Genomic DNA, 24,291 nt, shown 5'->3' on the forward strand with positions numbered 1-24,291 from the left:
CAAAGACCATACCTGTGTGCAGGTTGCCGGAGGCGATTTATTCGGTTGCCAAACGGCCATGAGTGTTGAGATAATTTTCTATCTGACTCTTGCTAATGCTTATGAGGTCTCAGTTCCTGTCCCGCCAGCAACGCGCTGAACGCGGGGTATCATCAACGAATTCTTAGTAATACCGACAAAATGGCAGAGAAACGCAATATCTTTCTGGTTGGGCCGATGGGTGCCGGCAAAAGCACTATTGGTCGTCAGTTAGCTCAGCAACTCAATATGGAATTTTTCGATTCCGATCAGGAAATTGAGCGACGTACCGGAGCGGATGTAGGCTGGGTATTTGATGTGGAAGGCGAAGCTGGTTTCCGCGATCGCGAAGAAAAAATCATTAACGAGCTGACCGAGAAACAAGGCATCGTACTGGCGACCGGCGGCGGTTCCGTCAAATCCCGTGAAACGCGCAATCGTCTCTCCGCCCGCGGCGTGGTTGTCTATCTGGAAACCACCATCGAAAAGCAGCTTGCCCGCACGCAGCGCGATAAAAAGCGCCCGCTGCTGCAGGTTGATGAACCGCCTCGTGAAGTGCTCGAAGCACTGGCAGATGAACGCAATCCGCTTTATGAAGAGATCGCTGACGTCACTATTCGCACTGATGATCAAAGTGCCAAAGTGGTCGCCAATCAGATCATCAACATGCTGGAAAAAAATTAATCCAGCATCCTGAGGGCTCAGCAACAGGTATCGGTCATCATGGAGAAGATCACTGTCTCACTGGGGGATCGTAGTTACCCCATTACCATTGCTGCCGGATTGTTTAAGGATCCGGCTTCTTTTTGGCCGCTGAAGGCAGGCGATCGCGCCATGCTGGTAACCAACCAGACGCTGGCCCCGCTCTATCTCGGGAAAGTCGCAACGCTGCTGACCCAGGCGGGCATCCATGTTGATCAGGTGATTTTGCCTGACGGTGAGCAGTATAAAACGCTGACCGTCATGGATGAGGTCTTTACCGCGCTGCTGCAGAAGCCGCACGGCCGCGACACCACGCTGATTGCGCTGGGTGGCGGCGTGATTGGCGATCTCACCGGATTTGCCGCTGCCAGCTATCAGCGCGGCGTCCGATTTATTCAGGTGCCCACCACGCTGCTGGCGCAGGTTGACTCGTCAGTAGGCGGAAAAACCGCCGTCAATCATCCGCTCGGTAAAAACATGATTGGCGCGTTTTATCAGCCCGCCTCGGTGGTCATCGACACGGATTGTCTCTCCACGCTACCGCCGCGCGAGCTGGCGTCTGGCCTGGCAGAGGTGATCAAATACGGCATTATTCTGGACGGTGAATTCTTCCACTGGCTGGAGCAAAATCTTGATGCGCTGCTGGCGCTGGATGCGCGCGCAATCGCCTGGTGTATTCGCCGCTGCTGCGAGCTGAAAGCGGAAGTGGTTGCTGCCGACGAGCGTGAAAACGGCCAGCGTGCGCTGCTCAATCTGGGCCATACGTTTGGTCATGCGATTGAAGCGCATATGGGCTATGGCAACTGGCTACATGGCGAAGCCGTGGCCGCAGGTATGGTGATGGCCGCGCGTACGGCGCAACGGCTGGGGCAATTTACCGCAGCAGAGAGCGAACGCGTGATTGCGCTGCTGCAGCGTGCTGGCTTGCCGGTAACCGGTCCCGCTGAGATGACAGCTGAAGCGTATCTGCCGCACATGATGCGCGACAAAAAAGTGATCGGGGGCGAGCTGCGTCTGGTGCTGCCTCTCGCTATTGGTCGCTCTGAAGTGCGTGCCGGTGTTGCACATGATATGGTGCTGGCTGCAATTAACGATTGTCGCAGTAACTGAGCGCGAATGTAGCGTTCTGACAGCAGACCGTCATATAACGCTGCGGCAGGCAAGTTCAGGCTGAAGAAGAACGTTGTGATACGGTGTGTCGGAGACGCACCGTTTTACGGAGGAGGCGAGATGGATGAGTTCAAACCGGAAGATGAGTTAAAACCTGATGCCAGCGATCGCCGTCCCGCGCGATCCCGTAAAGCGTCTTCTGCGCCAAAGGCCAAAGCGCCGGTCTCCCGTCAGCATATGATGATGGGGATTGGCATTCTGGTGTTGCTGGTTCTGGTGCTGGGCATTGGTTCAGCGCTGACCGGGCCGGATGATAAACCCGCGGCTAACCGCAGCAGCGGCAGTGCGTCGACATCTGGCGGCAGTGAAAAACATATCGATCTCTCTGACTCCACCTCCATGAGCGGCCAGCAGGCAGCGGCCCCAACGGCTGAAGGCAGCGCGCCACAGGATACGACGCAGCCGGCAGCCGGCAGTGAAGGGCAGGCGATCTCAATGCCTTCCGTGTCATCCACGCCAACGCAGGCGCAGGTAACAGAGGCGCCTGCGAATCAGCAGCGCGTCACGCTGCCAGGCGATCTCAACAGCGCGCTGAGTAATCAGCAGGGCTCGGTAGATGCTGCCGCCCAGGGTGCGCAGGGCGGCTCTTCTCTGCCCACCGCGCCGGCTACCGTAAGCGGTAATGCTGGCAGCACAGCAGGAAAAGCGGTTACGCCGCCAGCTGTGCGGGCGGATAATGCGCCGCGTGCCAGCAGCAATAATTCACGCTCCACCGCATCCGGTACCAGCCATAAACCAGCGGCTGCGGCAAAACCGTCTGCGACCCGCGAGAGCCAGACCCACACCACGGCGGCGCACAACCCGCCTGCCAGCAGCGCCAGCAAGTCTCTGCTTTCGGGTGGCAACTATACGCTGCAGCTGAGCGGAGCGTCGAAGCAGGAGAGCCTGACGGCGTGGGCAAAAAAACAGAATCTGAGCGGCTATCACGTGTATAAAACCACACGTAACGGTCAGCCCTGGTACGTGCTGGTCAGTGGCGCTTACGCGACGCCTGCCGAAGCGAAACGGGCTGCGGCTGCGCTGCCTGCAGAAGTACGTGCGGTTAATCCGTGGGTAAAACCGCTGAGCCAGGTTAAGAAAGAGAGTCAGTAAATTGATGTGGGGCCCGCTGCTGCGGCCCCGTTTAAGCGCAGATCTGCTGTCGGTTTCACCACAGCTACAATGAAGATGTAATAACCACGACAGCATGAAAAAAAATCGCGCTTTCCTGAAATGGGCCGGTGGGAAATACCCACTGCTTGACGATATTCGTCGTCACCTGCCACAAGGCGACTGCTTAGTTGAGCCTTTTGTGGGCGCCGGTTCCGTATTTCTCAATACCGATTATGACCGCTACCATCTGGCGGACATCAACGGCGATCTCATTAACCTCTACAACATTGTCAAAACGCGTACGCAGACATTTATTGCGGATGCGCGTCAGCTGTTTACGCCGGAAGGAAACAGCGCTGAGCACTATTATGCGCAGCGGCTGGCATTTAACGCCAGCCGCGATCCCTACCAGCGCGCCGTGCTGTTCCTCTATCTGAATCGTCACGGCTATAACGGCCTGTGTCGCTACAACCTGCGCGGTGAATTTAACGTGCCTTTTGGCCGCTACCGCAAACCCTACTTTCCGGAAGCTGAACTACTCTGGTTTGCAGAGCGCGCGCAGAAAGCGACCTTTGTCTGCGAATCGTACGATGTTACCCTGAACAGCGCTGCTGCAGGCTCGGTGGTCTATTGCGATCCGCCCTATGCACCGCTGTCGGCAACGGCCAACTTCACGGCCTATCACACCAACAGTTTCAGCCTGCGCGAGCAGCAGCATCTCGCGGAGCTGGCCGGGAAGCTGGCTAAGAGCCAGATACCGGTCCTGATTTCCAATCACGATACGCTGCTGACCCGGGAGTGGTATCAGAACGCGGATTTACATGTAGTAAAAGCCCGGCGTTCTATCAGCCGAAGCATAAGTGGTCGTACGCAGGTGGACGAACTGCTGGCGCTTTTCCGCTAGCCTGTTTCGTCCGCGACCAACGCATTACGTCAGCTGAGACTGGCGCACAACATTGGGAGAATCGGATGAAACAATTTTTACTGGCCCCTTCAATTCTTGCCGCTGACTTTGCCCGTCTGGGTGAAGATACCGCCAAAGCACTGGCGGCAGGCGGCGATGTCGTGCATTTCGATGTGATGGATAATCACTATGTGCCCAATCTGACGATGGGACCTATGGTGCTGAAAGCGCTGCGTGACTACGGCATTACGGCACCGATTGATGTGCACCTGATGGTCAAGCCAGTGGATGCGCTTATCCCGGAGTTTGCGAAAGCGGGTGCCAGCTATATCACATTCCACCCGGAAGCCAGTGACCACGTGGATCGCACGCTGCAGCTCATCAAAGAGCATGGCTGTAAGGCGGGCCTGGTGTTTAATCCGGCAACGCCGCTGAGCTACCTTGATTACGTGATGGATAAGCTGGATATCATTCTGCTGATGTCGGTCAATCCCGGCTTTGGCGGCCAGTCATTCATACCGGGCACGCTGGATAAACTGCGCGAGGCGCGCCGGCTGATCGATCAGAGCGGCTATGACATCCGGCTCGAAGTGGATGGCGGTGTAAAAATCGACAATATCGGACAGATTGCTGCCGCCGGCGCAGATATGTTTGTCGCCGGTTCGGCCATCTTCGGTCATCCCGATTACAAAAAAGTTATCGATGAAATGCGCACGGAACTGGAGAAAGTTAATGGCTCATTTCACTGATATCTGCGCGCTGGCCTTTGACCTTGACGGAACGCTGGTGCATAGCGCACCGGGCCTGTCACAGGCGATCGATCGGGCGCTGGGCGATCTGCAGCTGCCGGCGCCGGGCATTGAGCGGGCATCAACCTGGATAGGTAACGGTGCCGATATTATGATGGCGCGCGCCCTGACCTGGGCGCTGGGCCGCGAGCCGCATGCGGAAGAGCAGCGTGACGCACGCGCCTGTTTTGACCGGCACTACGCTGACACGGTTGAGTCAGGCAGCACGCTGTTTCCGCAGGTAAAAGAGACGCTGCTCGCGCTGCGCGACCAGGGATTACCTCTCGCTATCGTTACCAATAAACCAACGCCGTTTGTCGCTCCGCTGCTGGCCTCTCTCGGCATCAGCGACTCTTTTTCACTGATTATCGGCGGTGATGACGTAGCGGTGAAAAAACCGCATCCGGCCGGCATCTTCCTGGTGCTGGGCCATTTCGGCGTACTGCCGGAACAATTGCTGTTTGTCGGGGATTCACGCAATGATATCCTCGCGGCACAGGCTGCCGGTGTACCGAATGTCGGTATGACGTTTGGCTACAACTACGGTGAGTCTATTACCACCAGCCGGCCCGATTTAACTCTCGACACTTTTGGCGAACTTCTGCCCGCACTCGGGCTGTGATTATCAGGATATAACATGAGCAAACCCATCGTTTTCAGCGGCGCCCAGCCTTCAGGTGAACTGACCATTGGCAACTATATGGGTGCGCTGCGTCAGTGGGTGCAGATGCAGGATGACTATCACTGCATTTACTGCATCGTCGATCTGCACGCGATCACCGTGCGTCAGGACCCGGCCACGCTGCGTAAAGCGACGCTGGATACGCTGGCGCTCTATCTGGCCTGCGGCATTGACCCGGAAAAAAGCACTATTTTTGTTCAGTCGCACGTGCCGGAGCATACGCAGCTGAGCTGGATCCTGAACTGCTACGCCTACTTTGGCGAGCTGAGCCGTATGACACAATTCAAGGATAAATCTGCCCGCTATGAAGAGAATATCAACGCCGGTCTGTTTGACTACCCGGTGCTGATGGCGGCCGATATTCTGCTGTATCAGACCAATCAGGTTCCGGTAGGCGAAGATCAGAAGCAGCATCTGGAGCTGAGCCGCGATATCGCTGCCCGTTTCAACGCGCTTTATGGTGACGTGTTTAAGGTTCCGGAGCCGTTTATTCCGAAATCGGGCGCGCGCGTAATGTCGCTGCTGGAGCCGACGAAAAAGATGTCCAAGTCGGATGACAACCGCAACAACGTTATCGGCCTGCTGGAAGATACCAAATCGGTCGTGAAGAAGATCAAGCGTGCGGTTACTGACTCCGAAGAGCCGCCGGTGGTGCGCTATGATGTCAAAGAGAAGGCGGGCGTCTCCAACCTGCTGGATATTCTCTCAGGCGTTACCGGCAAATCGATTGCGGAGCTTGAACAGCAGTTTGAGGGAAAAATGTACGGGCACCTTAAGGGCGACGTTGCCGAGGCGGTATCCGGCATGCTGACCGAGCTGCAGGCGCGCTATCACCACTTCCGCAATGATGAAGCGCTGCTCAACCAGGTAATGCGTGACGGCGCAGCTAAAGCGCGCGCGCACGCGCAGGAAACGCTGAAGAAAGTGTACGACGCCGTCGGGTTCGTCGCACAGCCGTAAACCGGCGCGGATGACGTAAAAAAAGGCGAGCCTTCCGGCTCGCCTTTTTATTGGGTCGCATCTGCCGCGCAAGGCGGCAGTGCCGGTATCATCAGTGGGTCACATGACCGTGCTGACGGTGCTTAGTGACAAAGCCGAGCAGCACGCACATGATAAACACCACGGCATAAAGGCCGTTGGCAGTAGAGAGCGCCGCATGTGCGCCACCTTTAGCCACTATCGGTCCGGTAACCACAAAGGTCAGCATGGTGCCCACGGTGCCGCAGGTCAGAATAAAGTTAACCAGCTTAGGCGAGGCCGCTTTGGTCTGCAGCGATCCCAGCGTAATGATGGTGGTATAAATCGCGCTGGAGAAGAAACCCAGTGCCATAATGATCCAGTGCAGCATGCCCGCCTCCTGAGAGGAGACAAACCAGTACATCAGGCCGGTGGCCAGCGCAGCCAGCACCATCAGGATGCGCTGCAGGTCAAAGAAGCGCAGCAGGAAGCTAAACGCCCACATACCGACCATGTAAGCGGTCCAGAAGTTGCCGACCAGCTGCCCGGCAGAGGCGATATCCATGCCCATCGATTTGGTTGCATACTCCGGCACCCAGGAGATAAAGCCCAGCTGACCCAGGATATAACAGAGCGCGGCGATGGAGAGGAACAGCACGCCCACGCCCCATTTCTCTTTTTCCCCACCCTGAACGGCCGCTTCACTTTTGAGAACCGGAAACTCCACCATCAGCGTCAGAACAAAAATAGCCAGATAGATAACGCCGATACAGGCATATACCCAGTACCACGGCAGCGCCCGCGCCAGCAGTACGCCAGCAATAATCGGGAAAATCGTGCCGGCCATGCTGAAAAATGAATCAGTAAACAGCAGGCGTGAACCGCGCTGGCGACCGTCATAGATATGGGTGATCAGGAAGGTACCAATTGACATGGTAATGCCGCTAACCACGCCCAGAATAAACATGCAGAGTGAAAAGACCTGCAGGTTATGGCTGGTCATCAGGCCCGCTACCGCCAGAATCATCAGCACAAAGCCGAAAATCAGCTGGCGTTTCAGCGGCACAATCACCATCAGCCAGGCGTTCAGGAAAACGGCAACCAGAATGCCGGCGTTAAGGAAAGTAAAAGTGTTACTCATCTCTGAGATGGGTAGCTGGAAATATTGCGCGATATTATCCAGCACCATACCGGTCACAATCACCAGTGCGCCAGTGAGCGCATAAGAGAAAAAGCTGATCCAGGTAAGGCCGATGCGATTACGGTTTGTCATGTTCATAACCTGTGGGGGGACGATGAGGCAAAAGTGTCATGAATTGTAAATGGAACTGTGATCTTAATAAACAAGCAGTGAAATAAGCTACGCAAATTTCATGATATGTGTGATTTCAGTCACGCAAATGATTGCGCGGCGGCAAAAGTATGACGTTTGCAACATTCCGGTAAATATAGGTAAAACGCTGGCTCTTGTATTACATGCTCTTTACAATCAATTCTGTTTTTTAAGCCGATCTCCAGGGTAAGGACTCTTTCATGCTTAAACGTACTTTGACAGCGGCGATCGCCCTGTTAGCACTCTCTTCCGTATCTGCTTCTGCACTGGCTGCAAAAGGGGATACACATGTCCTGCTCACCACGTCAGCAGGCAACATTGAACTTGAACTGGATAACCAGAAAGCGCCGGTTTCAGTAAAAAACTTTGTGGATTACGTTAATAACGGCTTCTACAACAACACCATTTTTCATCGCGTGATCCCGGGTTTTATGATCCAGGGCGGCGGTTTTACCACGGATATGCAGCAGAAGCAGACCAGCGCGCCAGTCAAAAACGAAGCTGACAACGGACTGCGTAATCTGCGCGGTACCATCTCTATGGCGCGTACCGCTGAGAAAGACAGCGCAACCAGCCAGTTCTTCCTGAATGTGGCAGATAACGCTTTCCTGGATCACGGACAGCGCGACTTCGGTTATGCGGTATTTGGTAAAGTTGTGAAAGGGATGGATGTGATCGACAAAATCGCCCAGGTCCCGACTAAAGATGTGGGCCCGTACCAGAATGTCCCGGCAAAACCGGTTGTTATTACCTCCGCGAAAATCCTGCCTTAATCTGTTTCCGCGTCACCTGTAGCGTGACGTCGCTGACCGCGCTCCGGCAAAGCCAGAATTTGCTCTTATACTTAGGGCAAATCTTGTCAGCCGGAGGCGCTATGCCGCAAAAACTCACTGAAAAACAGAAAGCCACTTTGTGGCTGCAGCGTCGTGCTGCCAGCTATCAGGCCAGCTGCAGGCTGTCTGGTTATACCCTGACTGAGCCTGCGGTCACCGCTGAGCAGGCGGAAGATCGGCTTGCTTCGCTGAGGAGGCAGTATGGCGGATAATTCACTGGCGGTACGCGATCCCTACCTGTGGCACAACGATGATGTGCTGAAAAACCGGCTGGAAATTCATGATGCCGCGCAGCTGCGCAAGGCGGAGCTGGCGTTCAGTGCCGCGCGGCTGGCGACGCTGGATCCAGGTCCGCGTACACCGGGTCTGCCGCGTTTACGCCATATTCATCGCACGCTGTTTCAGGATCTCTACAGCTGGGCGGGCGAACTCCGCACCATCGATATCTGGCGCGACGAGACCCCTTACTGCCACTGCGAATACATTGAGAAAGAGGGCAATGCGCTGATGAGCGCGCTGGAGGAGGAGCAGGGGCTGACCGAACTTGATACAGACGCCTTTGTGGCCCGTCTGGCACATTACTACTGTGAACTCTATGTACTGCATCCGTTCCGGGCGGGCAACGGACGCGCTCAGCGCATCTTTTTTGAGCAGCTGGCGCTGCACGCCGGCTATCTGCTGGAGTGGGATCGGCTGGAGCCGGAGCCGTGGCAGAAGGCAATTCGCGAAGCGTTCGCGGGCGATCTCGCCGCGCTGACCGCGCAGCTGACAAAAGTGGTAAGCCCGGCGCGATAAAGTGCGTAGAATAGCGGCGGTTTGATCGACCTGAGGTCATGATGCTGCTGCTGCTTGATAACTACGACTCTTTTACCTGGAACCTTTACCAGTATTTTTGCGAGCTGGGCGCGCAGGTGCGCGTGGTGCGTAATGACGCTATCTCGCTGGCTGAGATGGCGGCATTGCCGCTAAGCCATCTGGTTATCTCCCCTGGGCCCTGCACGCCCGACCAGGCGGGTATTTCTCTGGATGCCATTCGCTATTTTGCCGGGCGGCTGCCGGTGCTGGGGGTGTGCCTCGGACATCAGGCCATCGCTCAGGCCTTTGGCGGAAAGGTGGTACGTGCGCGTCAGGTCATGCACGGGAAAACCTCGCCGGTACGCCACACTGGCGAAGGCGTGTTTCGCAACCTCGCTAATCCACTCACCGTAACGCGCTATCACTCACTGATTGTGGCGGATGGATCGCTGCCTGACGCGTTTGAGATCACCGCCTGGAGCCTGCGTGATAATCAGCCCGATGAAATCATGGGCTTTCGTCACCGCACGCTACCGCTGGAAGGCGTGCAGTTTCACCCCGAAAGCGTGCTCAGCGAGCAGGGCCATCAGCTGCTGAAAAATTTCCTTGAACGCTAACTTCCGTTTGCCATTCCGTGATTTTTTATGCATATTCCGTGATTATAATTTCATTTAAGATCACTCAATAGCCGGATGAGGTCAGCAATGGCAGCGGAAAACATAGCGGTAACCCGGGAGACGTTTGATAACGTCATTTTGCCTGTTTATGCACCTGCGCAGTTTGTGCCCGTAAAGGGCAAAGGCAGCCGCGTCTGGGATCAGCAGGGTAAAGAGTATATCGACTTCTCCGGCGGTATAGCGGTCACCGCGCTGGGTCACTGCCATCCGGCGCTGGTTGAGACGCTGAAGCGCCAGGGCGAAACGCTGTGGCACACCAGTAATGTTTTTACCAACGAGCCGGCGCTGCGTCTGGCGACGAAGCTGATTGCTGCTACCTTCGCCGACCGCGTATTTTTTGGCAATTCCGGTGCGGAAGCTAACGAAGCGGCGTTCAAGCTGGCGCGCTACTACGCCTGTAAAAAGCACTCGCCGTTCAAAAGTAAGATCATCGCGTTTCACAACGCTTTCCACGGCCGCACGCTGTTTACCGTCTCCGTTGGCGGACAGCCTAAATACTCTGACGGCTTCGGCCCCAAACCGGCCGATATCGTCCACGTCCCGTTTAACGATCTGGCGGCGGTAAAAGCCGTGATTGATGATCATACCTGCGCGATCGTTGTTGAACCGATTCAGGGTGAGGGCGGCGTGATGCCGGCAACGCCGGAATTTATGCAGGGACTGCGTGCGCTGTGCGATGAGCATAACGCGCTGCTGGTGCTGGATGAAGTACAGAGCGGCATGGGGCGCAGCGGCAAGCTGTTCAGCTATGAACACTACGGTATTCAGCCTGACATTCTTACGACGGCGAAAGCGCTGGGCGGCGGCTTCCCGGTGAGCGCGATGCTGACCACGCATGAGATCGCTTCCGTCATGGCGCCCGGCGTACATGGCACTACCTACGGCGGCAATCCGCTCGCCTGCGCGATTGCAGAAACCGCGCTGGATATCATTAACACGCCGGCGGTGCTGGCTGGGGTGGAGGCGCGGCGGCAGCAGTTTACCGACGCGCTGAGGGCGCTGGATAGTGAGCTGGATATCTTTAGCGAAATTCGCGGAAAGGGTCTGCTGATGGGCGCGGTACTGAAACCGGAACATGCCAGTAAAGCCCGCGATATTCTCAATGCAGCAGCGGCAGAAGGCGTGATGATCCTGACCGCCGGCAGCGATGTGATCCGCTTTGTGCCGTCGCTGGTTATCACTCCGGAGGAGATCGACGCCGGAATGACGCGCTTTGCGGCCGCGCTGCGCAGGGTTATTGCCGCCTGACTATCCTTTCGGACGAATAGCCCGCAGCCAGCGGCCATGATGCGGTCGCTGGCTCCATGCCAGAGAGGAGATGGTGTGCATGACGCTGAGATGCTGCAAAATGCGTTTAACATGCTGCTCGACAATCGTCACCGGCCCCTCATGCAGGTTTTCCGGCGCCTCCATAACGTTGCTCTCACTGCCCGGTCCGTCGTAGGTCAGCCGCTGCTGACAGCGCTGCAGGGCAATTTCGCACGACTGCAGATAGCGCTCTGCCAGAGCCGGGGTCAGCATGGTGTGCTCACGCGCCAGAATAGTCATGGCGTTAATATGCTCTACGATAAACTGACTGTGCGTGACCCACAGCCGCATATCCTTCAGATACTGCGCGTTAAAACCAGGCTCGCTGGTCGCCTGATTCAGCGCATTAAACAGCGCGTTATGCGCCTGGTTAACCTTTACCCGCTGGTAAGCCAGTTTTTCCGGCGCGTGATCCGGCCCCAGCAGCATGCGCAGCGCCTCCTGATACGCTTCCAGCGCATCGTGCGCATTCTGGCGCAGCAGACCACTCTGCCACTGCGGCCATAGCCAGATCATACCGGCGAAGGCGATCAGACAGCCCATCAGCGTATCCATCATCCGCGGCAGCAGGAACTGAGCACCATTCAGCGACAGCAGCTGCAGCGAGTAGACCGCCGTCACGGTGAAGCCAATCATCGACCAGCCATAATATTTGCGCGTCACCAGATAACTGGCCAGCGTGATTGCCAGCATAAACAGCAGCGCGATCGATTCCGGTACGGCGAAACGCAGCGATGCGGCGGCAATCAGCAGCCCGGCAAAGGTGCCGAGCGCCCGGTGCTGAATGCGCACGCGCGTGGCGCTGTAGCCATTCTGGCTGACAAACATAATGGTCATCAGGATCCAGTAGGGCTTGGGAATATTAAAAAACAGCGCAACAGAGCTGCCAAACATCAGCATAACGGCAAAGCGGGCCGCGCTGCGCAGCGCGCCGGACCTGAACGATAGATAGCTGCGCAGGGCGGGCAGCAGCGGCAGGCGCCGCTGGCGATCGGCCATCAGATCGCGCGTATAGAGCGGTTTCTGGGTGCGCAGCACGCGGGCGATGCGGCTGAAATGATAAAGGCAGAAGTGGCCAACCGGATTATCCGGATGCTGCCGCGCAATTTTTTCCAGCGCGCCGAGCGGCTTTTCCATCTGAAAGCGGGCGGGCAGCTGGTGATAGAGAATGGCATCGGCCAGCAGCCTGAGCTGTGCCGAAATGGTTTTTGCATTCCAGCGGATAACCGCTTCCGCATGACTCTGTTCTACCAGCTTTTGCACTTTCTCCGGCTGGTGCAGGCTGACAGCGATATGCTCCTGCAGATCCAGCGCCACCTGAAAAGCGCGCGTCAGCCGCTTATGGCTGTTATCGCGGCTGGCAGAAAGCATATGCATCTGCTGATAGCAGGTGGTGATCAGGTCAACCGCTTTCTGCTGGCGCGCCAGCAGCGGCGGCAGCGCTTTTTCCGGATCGGTCAGCTGTGTCAGCAGGGTATATTTGGCATCGCAGTAGTCAGCCAGCTCACGATAGAGCAGGCTCAGCGTTTCACGCATCGGCTGCTCTTTCCACAGCCAGTACCAGAACCAGTTAAACAGGCCATACCAGAACGTGCCGCCAATATAGAGCAGCGGCGGCACCCAGATCGGCATACGCCCCACCAGGCTCAGCGTAAAGATCGCTGCAATCAGCGTGCCGGGCAGCAGACGCCCGTGCAGCGGACTGATTTCGCCCGTCACGCCAATCAGCAGCGGCAGCACCAGCATAATAAGCGGCAGCGGAACCGCGGCGTTGGTGAGGTACTGGATCAGAAAACTGCCGGTGGCGAAAAGCGTACCGCCCACGATCAGGCGTTTGAAAAAGCGTTTATGCGGCGTATCAAGGCCGGCAATATTGCAGCAGGCGGGTACCAGCGAGAACAGCAGGCCTTTTTGCAGATCGCCACACAGCCATCCCAGCGCGACAGGCAGGCACAGCACCAGCGTCTGACGCAGAGCGTAATTGACTTCGGGATGATAGATGATTCGGCGCCACATCAGCTTATCGCAAACAGAAACGGCGTGATGGTGTCATCACGCCGTGGGGGGTGAAACAGCTTAGCGGGTGCCGTAAACGACGATGGTTTTACCGTGTGCGGAGATCAGGTTCTGATCTTCCAGCATTTTCAGGATGCGACCAACGGTTTCCCGTGAGCAACCCACGATCTGACCAATCTCCTGACGGGTAATTTTAATCTGCATACCGTCGGGGTGGGTCATGGCATCCGGCTGTTTAGCCAGATTAAGCAGCGTCTGCGCAATGCGGCCGGTAACATCCAGGAAAGCCAGGTTACCCACCTTTTCTGATGTCACCTGCAGGCGACGTGCCATCTGCGCCGACAGGCGCATCAAAATATCCGGGTTAACCTGAATCAGCTGACGAAATTTTTTGTAGGAAATTTCAGCAACTTCGCAGGCTGTTTTCGCACGCACCCAGGCACTGCGCTCCTGGCCCTCTTCAAACAGGCCGAGTTCGCCGATGAAATCTCCCTGATTCAGATAGGAGAGGATCATCTCTTTGCCTTCTTCATCTTTAATCAGTACCGCAACGGAACCTTTAACGATGTAGTAGAGCGTTTCTGCTTTTTCACCCTGATGGATCAGCGTGCTTTTGGATGGATATTTGTGAATATGGCAATGGGACAGGAACCATTCGAGTGTAGGGTCTGTTTGCGGTTTGCCGAGAACCATTCGCTATTATCCTCTATTGTAATCGTGCCCAAAACACAGGGGCATTCATTCCCTGTCAGGCGATGAAATCGTCCAGCGCGTCCTGTTAATAAAAATTATCCGGGCGGATGTGTAAGCTCTGCTTTTGATTCTGCCCGTCCTCATCAGCCACGACGAAGAAATTTTCAGCTCTGTTTGTAGCACAGCTTTTGCAGACTGTCTTGTGTTGTCTCGCTTCAGCAGGCGGGCGATTGCTGTTTGCCGGATGAACGCGTACTCTGGCGCAAAACGCCGCTTCAGGAGAAAGAATAATGCAGGCACGTGTGAAATGGGTGGAAGGGCTGACCTTTCTCGGAGAATCCTCATCAGGACATCAGTTATTAATGGACGGGAATTCAGGCGATAAAGCGCCAAGCCCGATGGAGATGGTACTGATGGCCGCCGGCGGCTGTAGCGCGATTGATGTGGTCTCGATTCTGCAAAAAGGGCGTAATGACGTGGCTGACTGCGAGGTCAAACTGACTTCAGAACGGCGCGAAGAAGCACCACGTATTTTTACACAGATTAACCTGCACTTTATCGTCAGCGGCAAAGCGCTGAGCGAGAAAGCGGTGGCGCGGGCGGTTGACCTGTCGGCAGAAAAATATTGCTCGGTGGCGATCATGCTCGGCAAAGGGGTGGAGATCACCCACAGCCATGAGGTAGTTGAGCTGTAACAGCTGCCGGTGCGCATACCTCGCTACCCGTGAAACAGGCTTTGCAGGGTCGCCATTTATGGCGACCGATGCCACGTCGTCTGGCAGACATGGCCTCTACTCTATCCGTTTTCCTTCAATCAGCCGCTGCACCAGTGGCATCATGATCAGCTCCATCGCCAGTCCCATTTTGCCGCCCGGTACCACCAGCGTATTCATATGCGAAATAAACGATCCCTGAATCATCGCCAGCAGATAGGGGAAAGCGATACCTTCCAGGCCGCGAAAATGGATCACCACAAAACTCTCATCCAGTGAGGGGATCTCGCGCGCCGCGAACGGGTTAGAGGTATCAACTGTCGGTACCCGCTGAAAGTTAAGGTGCGTGCGCGAAAACTGCGGCGTGATGTAGTTGATATAATCTTCCATCGACCGTACCACGGAGTCCATCACCGCTTCGCGCGAATGGCCCCGTTCGCTGGTATCGCGTACCAGTTTCTGTATCCACTCAAGATTGACGATCGGCACCACGCCCACCAGCAGATCAACATGCTCCGCCACGTTATGCTGCTGCGTAACCACTCCGCCGTGCAGTCCCTCATAAAACAGCACATCAGTATTCTCCGGCAGCGGCTGCCAGGGAGTAAAGGTGCCCGGCACCTGATTCCACGGCACGGCCTCGTCATAGGTGTGCAGGTATTTGCGCGACTCTCCTATGCCGCTTTCGCCATAGCGCCGGAACGTCTGCTCCAGCAGGCCAAAGTCATTGGCGTCCGGACCAAAATAGCTGATGTGACGACCCAGATCGCGTGCTTTGCGGATCGCCATATCCATTTCCGGCCGGGTATAGCGATGAAAACTGTCGCCTTCTACTTCGGCTGCATGCAGCCCCAGCTGCTGAAAAATTTTACGGAACGCAAGGCTGGTTGTCGTGGTACCGGCGCCGCTGGAGCCGGTAACGGCGATAACGGGGTGTCTGGCTGACATACGGGTGCTCCCTGTGAGGTCGGGCGATGAGCATTGTTACCATGAATTATCCGGCAGTGCATCAGCCGCGAAACTCGCGCCGCGGCATAATATTGACCGTTTCATGCAGCTCAGACCAGACCAGCACCACCTCGCCCTGCTGCAGCTGGCGGCGCACGTCGGCTACCTTCTGCGCCAGGCTGCGCTCCTGCTCACCGTAGTCAGTGCCTTCGCGCAGAACAAAACTTTCAATCAGGTTTTCCAGCGTTGTTACATCCAGTTCCTGCCACGGAATAATCACAATTGCCCATCCAGATAAGTTGAGAGCCACTCCGGCACGCGCTGCTCCAGCCACATATGCGGTTGAAGCAGGCTGCCGCCGACAAAGCCAACGTGTCCACCCTGCTGCGTCAGCTGATACTCAATTGTGGCAGACAATTGCTGCGGCTGCGGGATCACCGCATCTGTCATAAAGGGATCGTCTTTGGCGTGGATGATCAGCATCGGCTTGCGCACGCCGGTTAACAGCGGCAGGGCGCTGGCGCGCTGATAATAATCGCTGGCGTCAAGAAAGCCGTGCGCCCGGGCGGTGATCGCATCGTCAAATTCGCGCAGGCGGCGAAACGCGCGCAGCTGCAGTACATCAACCGGCAGCGTGCCGGGCCAGGCGCGCAGTTTGCGCAGCGCATTCTTTTTCAGCTGCGTCAGCAGATAGTGCTGGTAGAAGCGGGAGAAGCCGATATCGAGCTTTTCACTGCAGGGGGCGAGCGCCAGCGGCGCTGATATCGCCACGGCCGCATCCAGCGGTGCCTCATTGCCCTGCAGGCCCAGTAAACAGGCGAGCATGTTACCGCCCAGCGACACACCTACCGCAGCTGTCGGCACGCTGCCCCATTCACGCCGCAGCCAGTGCAGGAAATAGGTCGCGTCTTCCGTTTCACCGGAGTGATAGATGCGCTGCAGCCGGTTAGGTTCGCCGCTGCAGCCGCGAAAGTGCATCACCACGCCAAGCCAGCCGCGCGCTTTGCACGCCTGCATCAGGCCGTGTGCATAAGGGCTGCGAAAATGGCCTTCGAGCCCGTGGAACATCACCATGCGCGGTTTGTGTCGCGCGCCGGCTGGATCTTCGCTCCAGGCGAGATCGACAAAGTCGCCATCCGGCAGCTCCAGCCGCTGCCAGTGTGGTTTAAGCGTGACGCGACGCCGTAGCAGGCGCGGCAGCAGGGTCTGCAAATGCGCATTGCCGAAGCCGCGCAGCGGAATAAAGGGATTGCCGGTGGGGCAATCTAAATAACCAGGGATAGTGCTTGTCTGATGCATAACTCGCTGATAGCTTCGATGGGTTGTCTGCTTTTAAGGATGAGGAGCATCCGGATACTCATGGAACTCAGTCTTTTTTTGTCGATGTTAGGTTTTCTCTGGGTCGCGGCCATCACGCCGGGGCCCAATAATATGTTACTTACGGCCTCAGGTGCTAATTTTGGCTTTCTGCGCACGCTACCGCTGCTTATTGGTATCATGCTGGGTATGCAGGTGATGTTGCTGATGGTGGCATTTGGCATTGGCGGACTGATCCTGCTCTATCCGTCGCTGCATCTGGTACTGAAGATTGCCGGCAGTCTCTATCTGCTCTGGCTGGCGTGGAAAATCGCGACGGCCGCCTATGAGACGCTGGAAACCGAAGACCGTTCGGTAAAGCAGATGCCGTTCTGGCAGGGCGGACTGCTGCAACTGATCAATCCTAAAGCCTGGCTGATGGCGCTGGGGGCGATAGCGAGTTTCAGCCTGGCAGGAGCTGCCTATCAGCACTCTGTGGTTGCGATCAGCATGGGCATGGCGCTGGTGAATCTGGTATCCGGCCTGATCTGGATGGGATTTGGTTCACTGATTGGCCGCCTGCTGCATAGCCCGCGTGCCTGGAAGCTGTTCAACCTCGCGATGGGCGCACTGACCGCTGCCTGTGTGCTGCTGATCTGGCGCTAGATTAGCTGGATGCGCGCTCCAGACGCTGCCAGGGCAGGACTTCATGCACAATGGCAGCATGCGGCTGGCGAATGCGGTTCAGCAGCAGCTGTACGCTGCGGGCGCCCATCTGATTCATCGGCTGCGCAATGGTGGTCAGCGGCGGATTCAGGCTGCTGGTAAACGGAATACCGTCAAAACCTACCACGGCCAGATCCTCCGGAACGCGCAGTCCCGCTTCGAGCGCGGCGTGAATAACGCCAACGGCCAGCACATCTGACACGGTAAAAATGGCATCGGGCGGAGAGGGCTGTGCCAGCAGCGCATGCAGCGCGGCGCTGCCCGCTTCGCAGGAGATATTCTCCGCATACGCCACGCGATCCCACGTCATATTCAGCGCCTTCAGCGCCTCGCGGTAGCCGCTCTCACGCTGATGCGAATAGAGATAGCGCATGTCGCAGTTGACCAGCGCAATCTGTTTTCGGCCCTTTCCGGCCAGGTAGCGGACCGTCTCAAAGGCCGCCTGCCGGTTATCAATAGTCACGCTGGATGCATTAATAGAGGGATCGTATTCAGCACACTGCACCCACGGCGCATCACCAATCAAATCTTTCAGCCCCTGCAGACAGGCGGCGGCATCCATTGTGATCACGCCATCGACGACCTTGCCAGCCAGCAGCGCCAGATAGGCGGTTTCACGCCGCAGCTGAGAGGCGCTGTTGCAGAGCAAAATGTGATAGCCCTGCGCCTCCGCCTCCGCTTCAATCCCCTGCACAACGCGCGAACAGAAGGGGTTGGTAATATCTGAAATCAGCACCAGCAGCATGTTGCTTTGCGCCGTGCGCAGCTGGCGCGCCAGCAAATTAGGCTGGTAGTCGCACGCGCTGATCGCTGCCAGCACTTTACTGCGCGTATCGGGACGCACGCCGGGATGCTGGTTCAGAACCCGGGAAACGGTAGCTTTTGATACGCCCGCCAGGTGCGCGACTTTTTCGATGGACATGGAGATAACAACCGCTATTCAGGTGATGAAATCAGGTAGAGATCAATAACACAGTAGCGATGTGAGCGCCTGACAAATTTGTCACCGTTTCTGTCCGGCCTATTTGCTTTTTTTGCATAGCCTTGCCTGATGTTGATCTAAGAACTGATTGGCATGAGGGATAATTTTTAATTCCTTTATGAAACTTTCACCGCTGGCGACACTGCCGTCATAACTTCACTTCGGGGAACAGGATGATGGCAATGCAAAAAACAATAATCTCGCTGGCAGCAGTACTGGGACTGATAGCGTTTCAGGCACAGGCAGTCAACGTCACCGTGGCGTACCAGACCTCCGCAGAGCCTGCCAAAGTCGCTCAGGCGGATAACACCTTCGCCCGTGAGAGCGGAGCAACCGTGGACTGGCGCAAATTTGACAGCGGCGCCAGCGTGCTGCGTGCGCTGGCGTCCGGCGATGTGCAGATTGGCAATATTGGCTCCAGTCCGCTGGCGGTCGCTGCCACACAGCAGCTGCCGATTGAAGCGTTTCTGCTTGCATCACAGCTGGGTAACTCCGAGGCGCTGGTCGTGAAAAAAGGGATCAGCGATCCGAAACAGCTCATCGGCAAACGTATTGCCGTACCTTTCATCTCCACCACGCATTACAGCCTGCTGGCGGCGCTGAAGCACTGGGGCATTAAGCCCTCACAGGTGCAGTTAGTGAACCTGCAACCGCCTGCGATTGTTGCCGCCTGGCAGCGTGGCGATATTGACGGCGCGTACGTCTGGGCCCCGGCCGTTAATGAGCTGGAAAAAGAGGGCCATGTGCTGACCGACTCCTCGCAGGTGGGACAGTGGGGCTCACCAACGCTCGATGTCTGGGTGGTGCGTAAAGATTTTGCGCAGCAGCATCCGGAGGTGGTTACTGCGTTTGCCCGCAGCGCCATTGATGCACAGCAGGCCTATCTCGCCCAGCCCGAACAGTGGCTGAAGCAGCCGGATAACCTGAGCAAGCTGTCGCGCCTGAGCGGCGTACCGGAAGGGGATGTGCCGGGTCTGGTTAAAGGCAATACCTATCTGACGGCGCAACAGCAGGTTGAGCAACTCGGCAAGCCGGTGAATAAAGCCATTGTTGATACCGCGCACTTCCTGAAAGAGCAGGGGCGGGTGCCGGAAGCGGCCAGCGACTACAGCAGCTTTGTGACCACCCGCTTTGTTGCACCTTTAGCGAAATAACGGAGGCCATATGCTCAGCATCACGCATCTCAACGCACGTTACGCCGGTCAGCCCGCGCTGCAGGATATCAACCTGCAGCTGGATAGCCGTGAATTGCTGGTGGTGCTGGGTCCATCCGGCTGTGGCAAAACCACGCTGCTGAACCTGATTGCCGGTTTTCTGCCGCTGGAGTCCGGCAGCATTACGCTGGATGGCAAAGCGGTGACCGGGCCAGACGCCAGCCGCGGCGTGGTGTTTCAGCATGAAGGGCTGCTGCCGTGGCGCAACGTGATCGATAACGTGGCATTTGGCCTGCAGCTGGCCGGTATGGCAAAAGCGGAACGTCACGCCGTTGCCAGCCGGCTGATTCGCAACGTCGGGCTGGAGGGGGCAGAAAAGCGTTTTATCTGGCAGCTCTCCGGGGGGCAACGTCAGCGCGTGGGGATTGCGCGTGCGCTGGCAGCCGATCCGCAGCTGCTGCTGTTAGATGAGCCCTTTGGCGCGCTGGATGCGTTTACCCGCGAGCAGATGCAAACCCTGTTGCTGACGCTGTGGCGCGACACCGGCAAGCAGATTCTGCTGATTACCCATGACATTGAAGAAGCGGTGTTTCTGGCCAGCGAACTGGTGCTGCTGTCGCCCGGACCGGGACGCATAGTAGAGCGGCTAAAGCTCAATTTTGGTCAGCGCTTCGCGGATGGCGAACCGTGCCGCAGCATCAAATCCGATCCGGCGTTTATCGAACGTCGTGAATATGTGCTGAATCAGGTGTTTGCCCGGCGGGAGGCGTTTGTATGAGTGCAGTTATTGATGAGAAACGCGGTACAGCGCGCACCCGCGGCCTGCGCTGGCCGCTGTCACGCCAGCTGTCGCTTAGCCTGCTGAGCATCGCGCTGCTACTGCTGGTGTGGTGGGGCGTGACGGCGCTGGGGCTGATTGCGCCGCTGTTTCTGCCCGCGCCGCAGCAGGTGCTGCAGAAACTGCTGCTGATTGCCAGTGCGCAGGGCTTTATGGACGCCACGCTGTGGCAGCATCTGGCCGCAAGCCTGACGCGCATGCTGGTGGCGCTGTTTTTTGCCGCGCTGATTGGTATCCCGACCGGCATTGCGATGGGACTGAGCCCGGCGCTGCGCGGGCTGCTCGATCCGCTGATTGAGCTTTACCGGCCGGTGCCGCCGCTGGCCTACCTGCCGCTGATGGTGATCTGGTTTGGTATTGGTGAAACCTCAAAGATTTTACTTATCTATCTGGCGATTTTTGCGCCGGTGACGCTGGCCACGCTGGCTGGCGTGAAAAACTGCCGGCAGGTCCGCGTGCGCGCGGCACAGGCGCTTGGCGCATCCCGCTGGCAATTGCTGCGCTTTGTGATCCTGCCGGGCGCGCTGCCGGAGATCCTGACCGGTCTGCGTATCGGGCTGGGCGTCGGCTGGTCAACGCTGGTGGCTGCAGAGCTTATCGCTGCCACGCGGGGCCTGGGGTTTATGGTGCAGTCGGCAGGAGAGTTTCTTGCTACGGATGTGGTACTGGCGGGTATCGGCGTCATTGCCGTTATCGCATTTAGTTTAGAAGTGGGTCTGCGCGCGCTGCAACGCCGCCTGACGCCCTGGTATGGAGAGCAGCAATGAACGAACGTCTTACTTTTACCGCGCTGGGCCCCTGGATCGGTGCGCAGGTCAGCGATGTCGATCTCAGCCGTCCGCTGAGCGATGCGCAGTTTGAACAGCTCTATCACGGCCTGCTGCGCCATCAGGTGCTGTTTTTACGCAACCAGGTGATTACGCCGCAGCAGCAGCGGGCGCTGGCGGTGCGTTTTGGCGATCTGCATATTCATCCGGTCTATCCGCATGCGGCTGGCGTGGAAGAGATCATCGAGCTGGATACCCATCAGGATAATCCGCCGGATAACGACAACTGGCATACCGATGTCACCTTTATTGAAACGCCGCCGGCCATTGCTCTGCTGGCCGCGAAACTGCTACCGGAAAGCGGGGGCGATACGCTCTGGAGCAGCGGAATTGCCGCTTATGAAACCCTTTCTGAGCCGGTTAAGCAGCTGCTGAGCGGGTTACAGGCGGAGCACGATTTTAAGAAGTCATTTCAGGAGTATAAATATCGCCGCACGCCGGAGGAGCATCAGCGCTGGCAGCAGGCGGTGGCTAAGCATCCTCCGGTCCGGCATCCGGCGATCCGCACCCATCCGGTCAGCGGGCGTAAGGCGCTGTTTGTGAACGAGGGGTTTACCACGCGTCTGCTGGGCGTCAGTGAAAAAGAGAGCGACGCGCTGCTGAACTATCTGTTTGCGCACGCTACGAAGCCGGAGTTTCAGGTGCGCTGGCGCTGGCAGGAGAACGACATCGCTATCTGGGATAACCGTGTGACGCAGCATTACGCCAATGCCGATTACTATCCGGCGCGCAGGATTATGCATCGTGCGACGGTGCTGGGGGATGTGCCGTTTTAACGCGTTGCGGTGGTGAGCCAGGTCGGCATAAATGCCGCCCCTGCAGAAGAGAGAAAAGCTGCAGGGTCGGCATAGATGCTGGCCGCTAATTCGCCAGCATCTGTTCCAGCTGCTCCTGCGCATCCAGCCACGCCATTTCGACGTCTTCCAGCGCCGATTTGCTCTCTGCCTGGCGCTGCAGGGCGGCGGTTAAATCGGCTTTGCGGCTTTGATCGTAAATCGCGCTGTCGGCCAGCAGGGCTTCAGCCTCGCTCAGCTGACTCTGCCACTTAGCCATCTGCTTCTCCAGCTTCTCAATCTCTTTGCGCAGCGGCTGCGTCTGCGCGCGCAGCTCAGCATCACGACGCTTCTGATCTTTGCGCGACTGAGCGCTATTGGCATTATCCTGCTTTGGTGCGGCATCCTGCTGCGCCTGCTGCTTTTGCAGGTCGCTCAGCCACTGCTGATAATCATCCAGATCGCCGGCAAACACGTCCACTTTGCGGTCGTGGACCAGATAGAGATCGTCAGTGGTGGAGCGCAGCAGATGCCGGTCATGCGACACCACCACCAGCGCGCCTTCAAAGTCGATAAGCGCTTCGGTCAGCGCCTGACGCATGTCGAGATCGAGATGGTTAGTTGGCTCATCCAGCAGCAGCAGGTTAGGGCGCTGCCAGACGATGAGCGCCAGCACCAGGCGCGCTTTTTCGCCGCCGGAAAAACGCGCGGTGGCTTCGCTGACTTTATCGCCCTGAAAGCCAAAACCGCCCAGGTAATCGCGCAGCTGCTGCTCCAGTACGGCTGGCGCGGTACGCGCCAGATGCTGCAGCGGTGACTCCTCGGCGCGCAGATACTCAAGCTGGTGCTGCGCGAAGTAGCCGAGCTTAATGCCTTTCGCCAGACCCACTTTGCCCTCCAGCGGATCGATCTCTCCCGCCAGCAGCTTGATCAGCGTAGATTTACCCGCACCGTTTCGGCCCAGCAGACCAATACGCGAGCCCGGCACCAGATTGAGCTTGATCGCGTCAAGAATAATGCGATCGCCATAACCCGCCGTGACCTTCTCCATTTTCAGCAGCGGATTGGGCAGGCTTTCCGGCGCGCGGAAGCTGAAGCTGAACGGGTTATCCACGTGCGCTGGCGCAATCAGCTCCATGCGCTCCAGCATTTTGATGCGGCTCTGCGCCTGTTTGGCTTTGGTCGCCTGGGCACGGAAGCGATCGATATACTTCTGCAGGTGCGCGACTTTTTCCTGCTGGCTTTGATAGAGCGCCTGCTGCTGCGCCAGTTTAGCGACGCGCTGTCGCTCGAAAGAGCTGTAGTTGCCGGTATATTCAATCAGCATCTGCTGCTCAATATGAATAATTTTATCCACGACCGGATCGAGAAAGTCGCGGTCGTGTGAGATCAGAATCAGCGTGCCCTCATAGCTTTTCAGCCAGCGCTCCAGCCAGATCACGGCGTCAAGATCGAGGTGGTTAGTCGGCTCATCCAGCAGCAGTAAATCGGAGCGGCACACCAGCGCCTGCGCCAGGTTGAGACGCATGCGCCAGCCGCCGGAGAAGTCGCTGACCGGCCGCATCAGCTGCTCCTGACTAAAGCCCAGACCGTGCAGCAGACTGGCCGCGCGCGCGTGTATACTCCACGCCTGAATCGCATCCAGCTTGCCGTGCAGCAGCGCAATCGCGTTGCCATCATCGCGCGCGTTGGCATCCGCTAATTCAGATTCAAGCTGACGATATTCGCGGTCGCCGTCGATAACATATTCCAGCGCGGCTTTACTCAGCGCTGGCGTCTCCTGGTTGACCCACGCCAGCGCCCAGCTGCCGGGGAAGGTGACGCTGCCGGCATCGCTGCTGATTTCACCTTTAAGCAGCGACAGCAGGGTGGATTTGCCGCAGCCGTTTTTACCCACCAGGCCCACTTTCTGGCCGGGGTTAATGGTTGCGGTTGCGTTGTCCAGCAGCACAGTGGTGCCGCGTCGTATCTGTAGTGCGGAAAAGACAATCATAGGCGCCGTGTCGTCAGAATATGGTAATTTATCGGCAACATAATTCGATAATGTTTAGTTGCGTTGAGCATGG

Annotated in this window: 26 protein-coding genes; 18 read left to right on the top strand and 8 right to left on the bottom strand. The window is 57.2% G+C overall.

Annotation, left to right across the window (positions count from 1 at the left end):
* Nucleotides 1-180: 180 nt before the first annotated feature.
* The 7 genes from aroK to trpS all read left to right on the top strand — a co-directional run bounded on the left by aroK (nt 181) and on the right by trpS (nt 6,316).
* Complete coding sequence (gene aroK / locus B4M48_RS05740) at nt 181-702, top strand: shikimate kinase AroK (protein WP_039380929.1); 522 nt, start codon at nt 181-183, stop codon at nt 700-702.
* 39 nt (nt 703-741) lie between these two features.
* Nucleotides 742-1,830, top strand: coding sequence for a 3-dehydroquinate synthase (gene aroB / locus B4M48_RS05745; protein ID WP_039380926.1), 1,089 nt, complete (start codon nt 742-744; stop codon nt 1,828-1,830).
* Between the two features lie 120 nt (nt 1,831-1,950).
* A complete protein-coding gene (locus tag B4M48_RS05750) occupies nt 1,951-2,982 on the top strand; it encodes an SPOR domain-containing protein (protein ID WP_288656211.1) in 1,032 nt (343 codons plus the stop codon).
* Between the two features lie 94 nt (nt 2,983-3,076).
* Nucleotides 3,077-3,886 carry an adenine-specific DNA-methyltransferase gene (gene dam, locus B4M48_RS05755; protein WP_039380921.1) on the top strand — a complete coding sequence of 270 codons (810 nt, stop codon included), beginning with the start codon at nt 3,077-3,079 and terminating at the stop codon, nt 3,884-3,886.
* Between the two features lie 65 nt (nt 3,887-3,951).
* On the top strand, nt 3,952-4,635 hold the full coding sequence (rpe, locus tag B4M48_RS05760) for a ribulose-phosphate 3-epimerase (RefSeq protein WP_039380919.1): 684 nt from the start codon (nt 3,952-3,954) through the stop codon (nt 4,633-4,635).
* On the top strand, nt 4,619-5,296 hold the full coding sequence (locus tag B4M48_RS05765) for a phosphoglycolate phosphatase (RefSeq protein ID WP_288656214.1): 678 nt from the start codon (nt 4,619-4,621) through the stop codon (nt 5,294-5,296). Before rpe ends, B4M48_RS05765 begins: the two co-directional genes overlap by 17 nt.
* A gap of 15 nt (nt 5,297-5,311) precedes the next feature.
* Nucleotides 5,312-6,316: a tryptophan--tRNA ligase gene (gene trpS / locus B4M48_RS05770; RefSeq protein WP_250341309.1), complete on the top strand. Its 1,005-nt coding sequence runs from the start codon at nt 5,312-5,314 to the stop codon at nt 6,314-6,316.
* Between the two features lie 91 nt (nt 6,317-6,407).
* Here the strand turns inward: trpS and tsgA are convergent, their stop codons facing one another.
* Entirely contained in the window at nt 6,408-7,586 is a 1,179-nt protein-coding gene (gene tsgA, locus B4M48_RS05775) for an MFS transporter TsgA (RefSeq protein ID WP_039380910.1), read from the bottom strand.
* 260 nt (nt 7,587-7,846) lie between these two features.
* Between tsgA and ppiA the strand changes: the two genes are divergently transcribed.
* The 5 genes from ppiA (at nt 7,847) to argD (ending at nt 11,199) form a co-directional block, all read left to right on the top strand.
* Nucleotides 7,847-8,419 (top strand): peptidylprolyl isomerase A, encoded by a 573-nt coding sequence (gene ppiA, locus B4M48_RS05780; RefSeq protein WP_039380907.1) that lies wholly within the window; start codon nt 7,847-7,849, stop codon nt 8,417-8,419.
* Nucleotides 8,420-8,520: 101 nt separating this feature from the next.
* Nucleotides 8,521-8,691: a YhfG family protein gene (locus B4M48_RS05785; protein WP_071669295.1), complete on the top strand. Its 171-nt coding sequence runs from the start codon at nt 8,521-8,523 to the stop codon at nt 8,689-8,691.
* Entirely contained in the window at nt 8,681-9,274 is a 594-nt protein-coding gene (locus tag B4M48_RS05790) for a putative adenosine monophosphate-protein transferase Fic (protein ID WP_288656217.1), read from the top strand. Before B4M48_RS05785 ends, B4M48_RS05790 begins: the two co-directional genes overlap by 11 nt.
* 41 nt (nt 9,275-9,315) lie before the next feature.
* Nucleotides 9,316-9,891 carry an aminodeoxychorismate synthase component 2 gene (gene pabA, locus B4M48_RS05795; protein WP_039380901.1) on the top strand — a complete coding sequence of 192 codons (576 nt, stop codon included), beginning with the start codon at nt 9,316-9,318 and terminating at the stop codon, nt 9,889-9,891.
* An 87-nt stretch (nt 9,892-9,978) separates the two neighbouring features.
* A complete protein-coding gene (argD, locus tag B4M48_RS05800) occupies nt 9,979-11,199 on the top strand; it encodes a bifunctional acetylornithine/succinyldiaminopimelate transaminase (RefSeq protein WP_039380899.1) in 1,221 nt (406 codons plus the stop codon).
* Here argD and B4M48_RS05805 read toward each other — a convergent pair whose 3' ends face one another.
* Both B4M48_RS05805 and crp read right to left on the bottom strand, forming a co-directional pair.
* Nucleotides 11,200-13,275: a YccS/YhfK family putative transporter gene (locus B4M48_RS05805; RefSeq protein ID WP_071669297.1), complete on the bottom strand. Its 2,076-nt coding sequence runs from the start codon at nt 13,273-13,275 to the stop codon at nt 11,200-11,202.
* Between the two features lie 60 nt (nt 13,276-13,335).
* Nucleotides 13,336-13,968 (bottom strand): cAMP-activated global transcriptional regulator CRP, encoded by a 633-nt coding sequence (gene crp / locus B4M48_RS05810; RefSeq protein ID WP_000242755.1) that lies wholly within the window; start codon nt 13,966-13,968, stop codon nt 13,336-13,338.
* A gap of 290 nt (nt 13,969-14,258) precedes the next feature.
* On the opposite strand from crp, the gene B4M48_RS05815 reads away from it, so the two are divergent.
* A complete protein-coding gene (locus B4M48_RS05815; protein WP_039380892.1) occupies nt 14,259-14,663 on the top strand; it encodes an OsmC family protein in 405 nt (134 codons plus the stop codon).
* A gap of 96 nt (nt 14,664-14,759) precedes the next feature.
* On the opposite strand, the gene B4M48_RS05820 is transcribed toward B4M48_RS05815, so the two are convergent.
* The 3 genes from B4M48_RS05820 to B4M48_RS05830 form a co-directional block, all read right to left on the bottom strand.
* Nucleotides 14,760-15,629, bottom strand: coding sequence for a phosphoribulokinase (locus tag B4M48_RS05820; RefSeq protein WP_039380889.1), 870 nt, complete (start codon nt 15,627-15,629; stop codon nt 14,760-14,762).
* 61 nt (nt 15,630-15,690) lie between these two features.
* Nucleotides 15,691-15,909 (bottom strand): YheU family protein, encoded by a 219-nt coding sequence (locus B4M48_RS05825; RefSeq protein ID WP_039380886.1) that lies wholly within the window; start codon nt 15,907-15,909, stop codon nt 15,691-15,693.
* The gene (locus tag B4M48_RS05830; RefSeq protein WP_039380883.1) at nt 15,906-16,928 is read right to left on the bottom strand and encodes a hydrolase; all 1,023 of its coding nucleotides are present in this window, start codon (nt 16,926-16,928) and stop codon (nt 15,906-15,908) included. Before B4M48_RS05830 ends, B4M48_RS05825 begins: the two co-directional genes overlap by 4 nt.
* 60 nt (nt 16,929-16,988) lie before the next feature.
* Between B4M48_RS05830 and B4M48_RS05835 the strand changes: the two genes are divergently transcribed.
* On the top strand, nt 16,989-17,591 hold the full coding sequence (locus B4M48_RS05835) for a LysE family translocator (protein ID WP_039380881.1): 603 nt from the start codon (nt 16,989-16,991) through the stop codon (nt 17,589-17,591).
* A gap of 1 nt (nt 17,592) precedes the next feature.
* Here B4M48_RS05835 and B4M48_RS05840 read toward each other — a convergent pair whose 3' ends face one another.
* The gene (locus tag B4M48_RS05840; RefSeq protein WP_094111207.1) at nt 17,593-18,573 is read right to left on the bottom strand and encodes a LacI family DNA-binding transcriptional regulator; all 981 of its coding nucleotides are present in this window, start codon (nt 18,571-18,573) and stop codon (nt 17,593-17,595) included.
* Between the two features lie 233 nt (nt 18,574-18,806).
* On the opposite strand from B4M48_RS05840, the gene tauA reads away from it, so the two are divergent.
* From tauA to tauD, 4 genes are read left to right on the top strand one after another with little or no spacing between them, the layout of a single operon-like run.
* On the top strand, nt 18,807-19,787 hold the full coding sequence (gene tauA, locus B4M48_RS05845) for a taurine ABC transporter substrate-binding protein (RefSeq protein ID WP_039380875.1): 981 nt from the start codon (nt 18,807-18,809) through the stop codon (nt 19,785-19,787).
* A 10-nt stretch (nt 19,788-19,797) separates the two neighbouring features.
* The gene (gene tauB / locus B4M48_RS05850; RefSeq protein ID WP_039380872.1) at nt 19,798-20,565 is read left to right on the top strand and encodes a taurine ABC transporter ATP-binding subunit; all 768 of its coding nucleotides are present in this window, start codon (nt 19,798-19,800) and stop codon (nt 20,563-20,565) included.
* On the top strand, nt 20,562-21,392 hold the full coding sequence (gene tauC / locus B4M48_RS05855; RefSeq protein WP_039380869.1) for a taurine ABC transporter permease TauC: 831 nt from the start codon (nt 20,562-20,564) through the stop codon (nt 21,390-21,392). The genes tauB and tauC overlap by 4 nt, the downstream gene beginning before the upstream one ends.
* Complete coding sequence (gene tauD, locus B4M48_RS05860; RefSeq protein WP_039380866.1) at nt 21,389-22,228, top strand: taurine dioxygenase; 840 nt, start codon at nt 21,389-21,391, stop codon at nt 22,226-22,228. The genes tauC and tauD overlap by 4 nt, the downstream gene beginning before the upstream one ends.
* Nucleotides 22,229-22,313: 85 nt before the next feature.
* On the opposite strand, the gene B4M48_RS05865 is transcribed toward tauD, so the two are convergent.
* Nucleotides 22,314-24,218, bottom strand: coding sequence for an ABC transporter ATP-binding protein (locus tag B4M48_RS05865; RefSeq protein WP_288656222.1), 1,905 nt, complete (start codon nt 24,216-24,218; stop codon nt 22,314-22,316).
* Nucleotides 24,219-24,291: the final 73 nt, after the last annotated feature.

Source organism: Pantoea sp. UBA6567 (genome assembly GCF_002434165.1).
GTDB classification, from domain to species: domain Bacteria; phylum Pseudomonadota; class Gammaproteobacteria; order Enterobacterales; family Enterobacteriaceae; genus Pantoea; species Pantoea eucrina.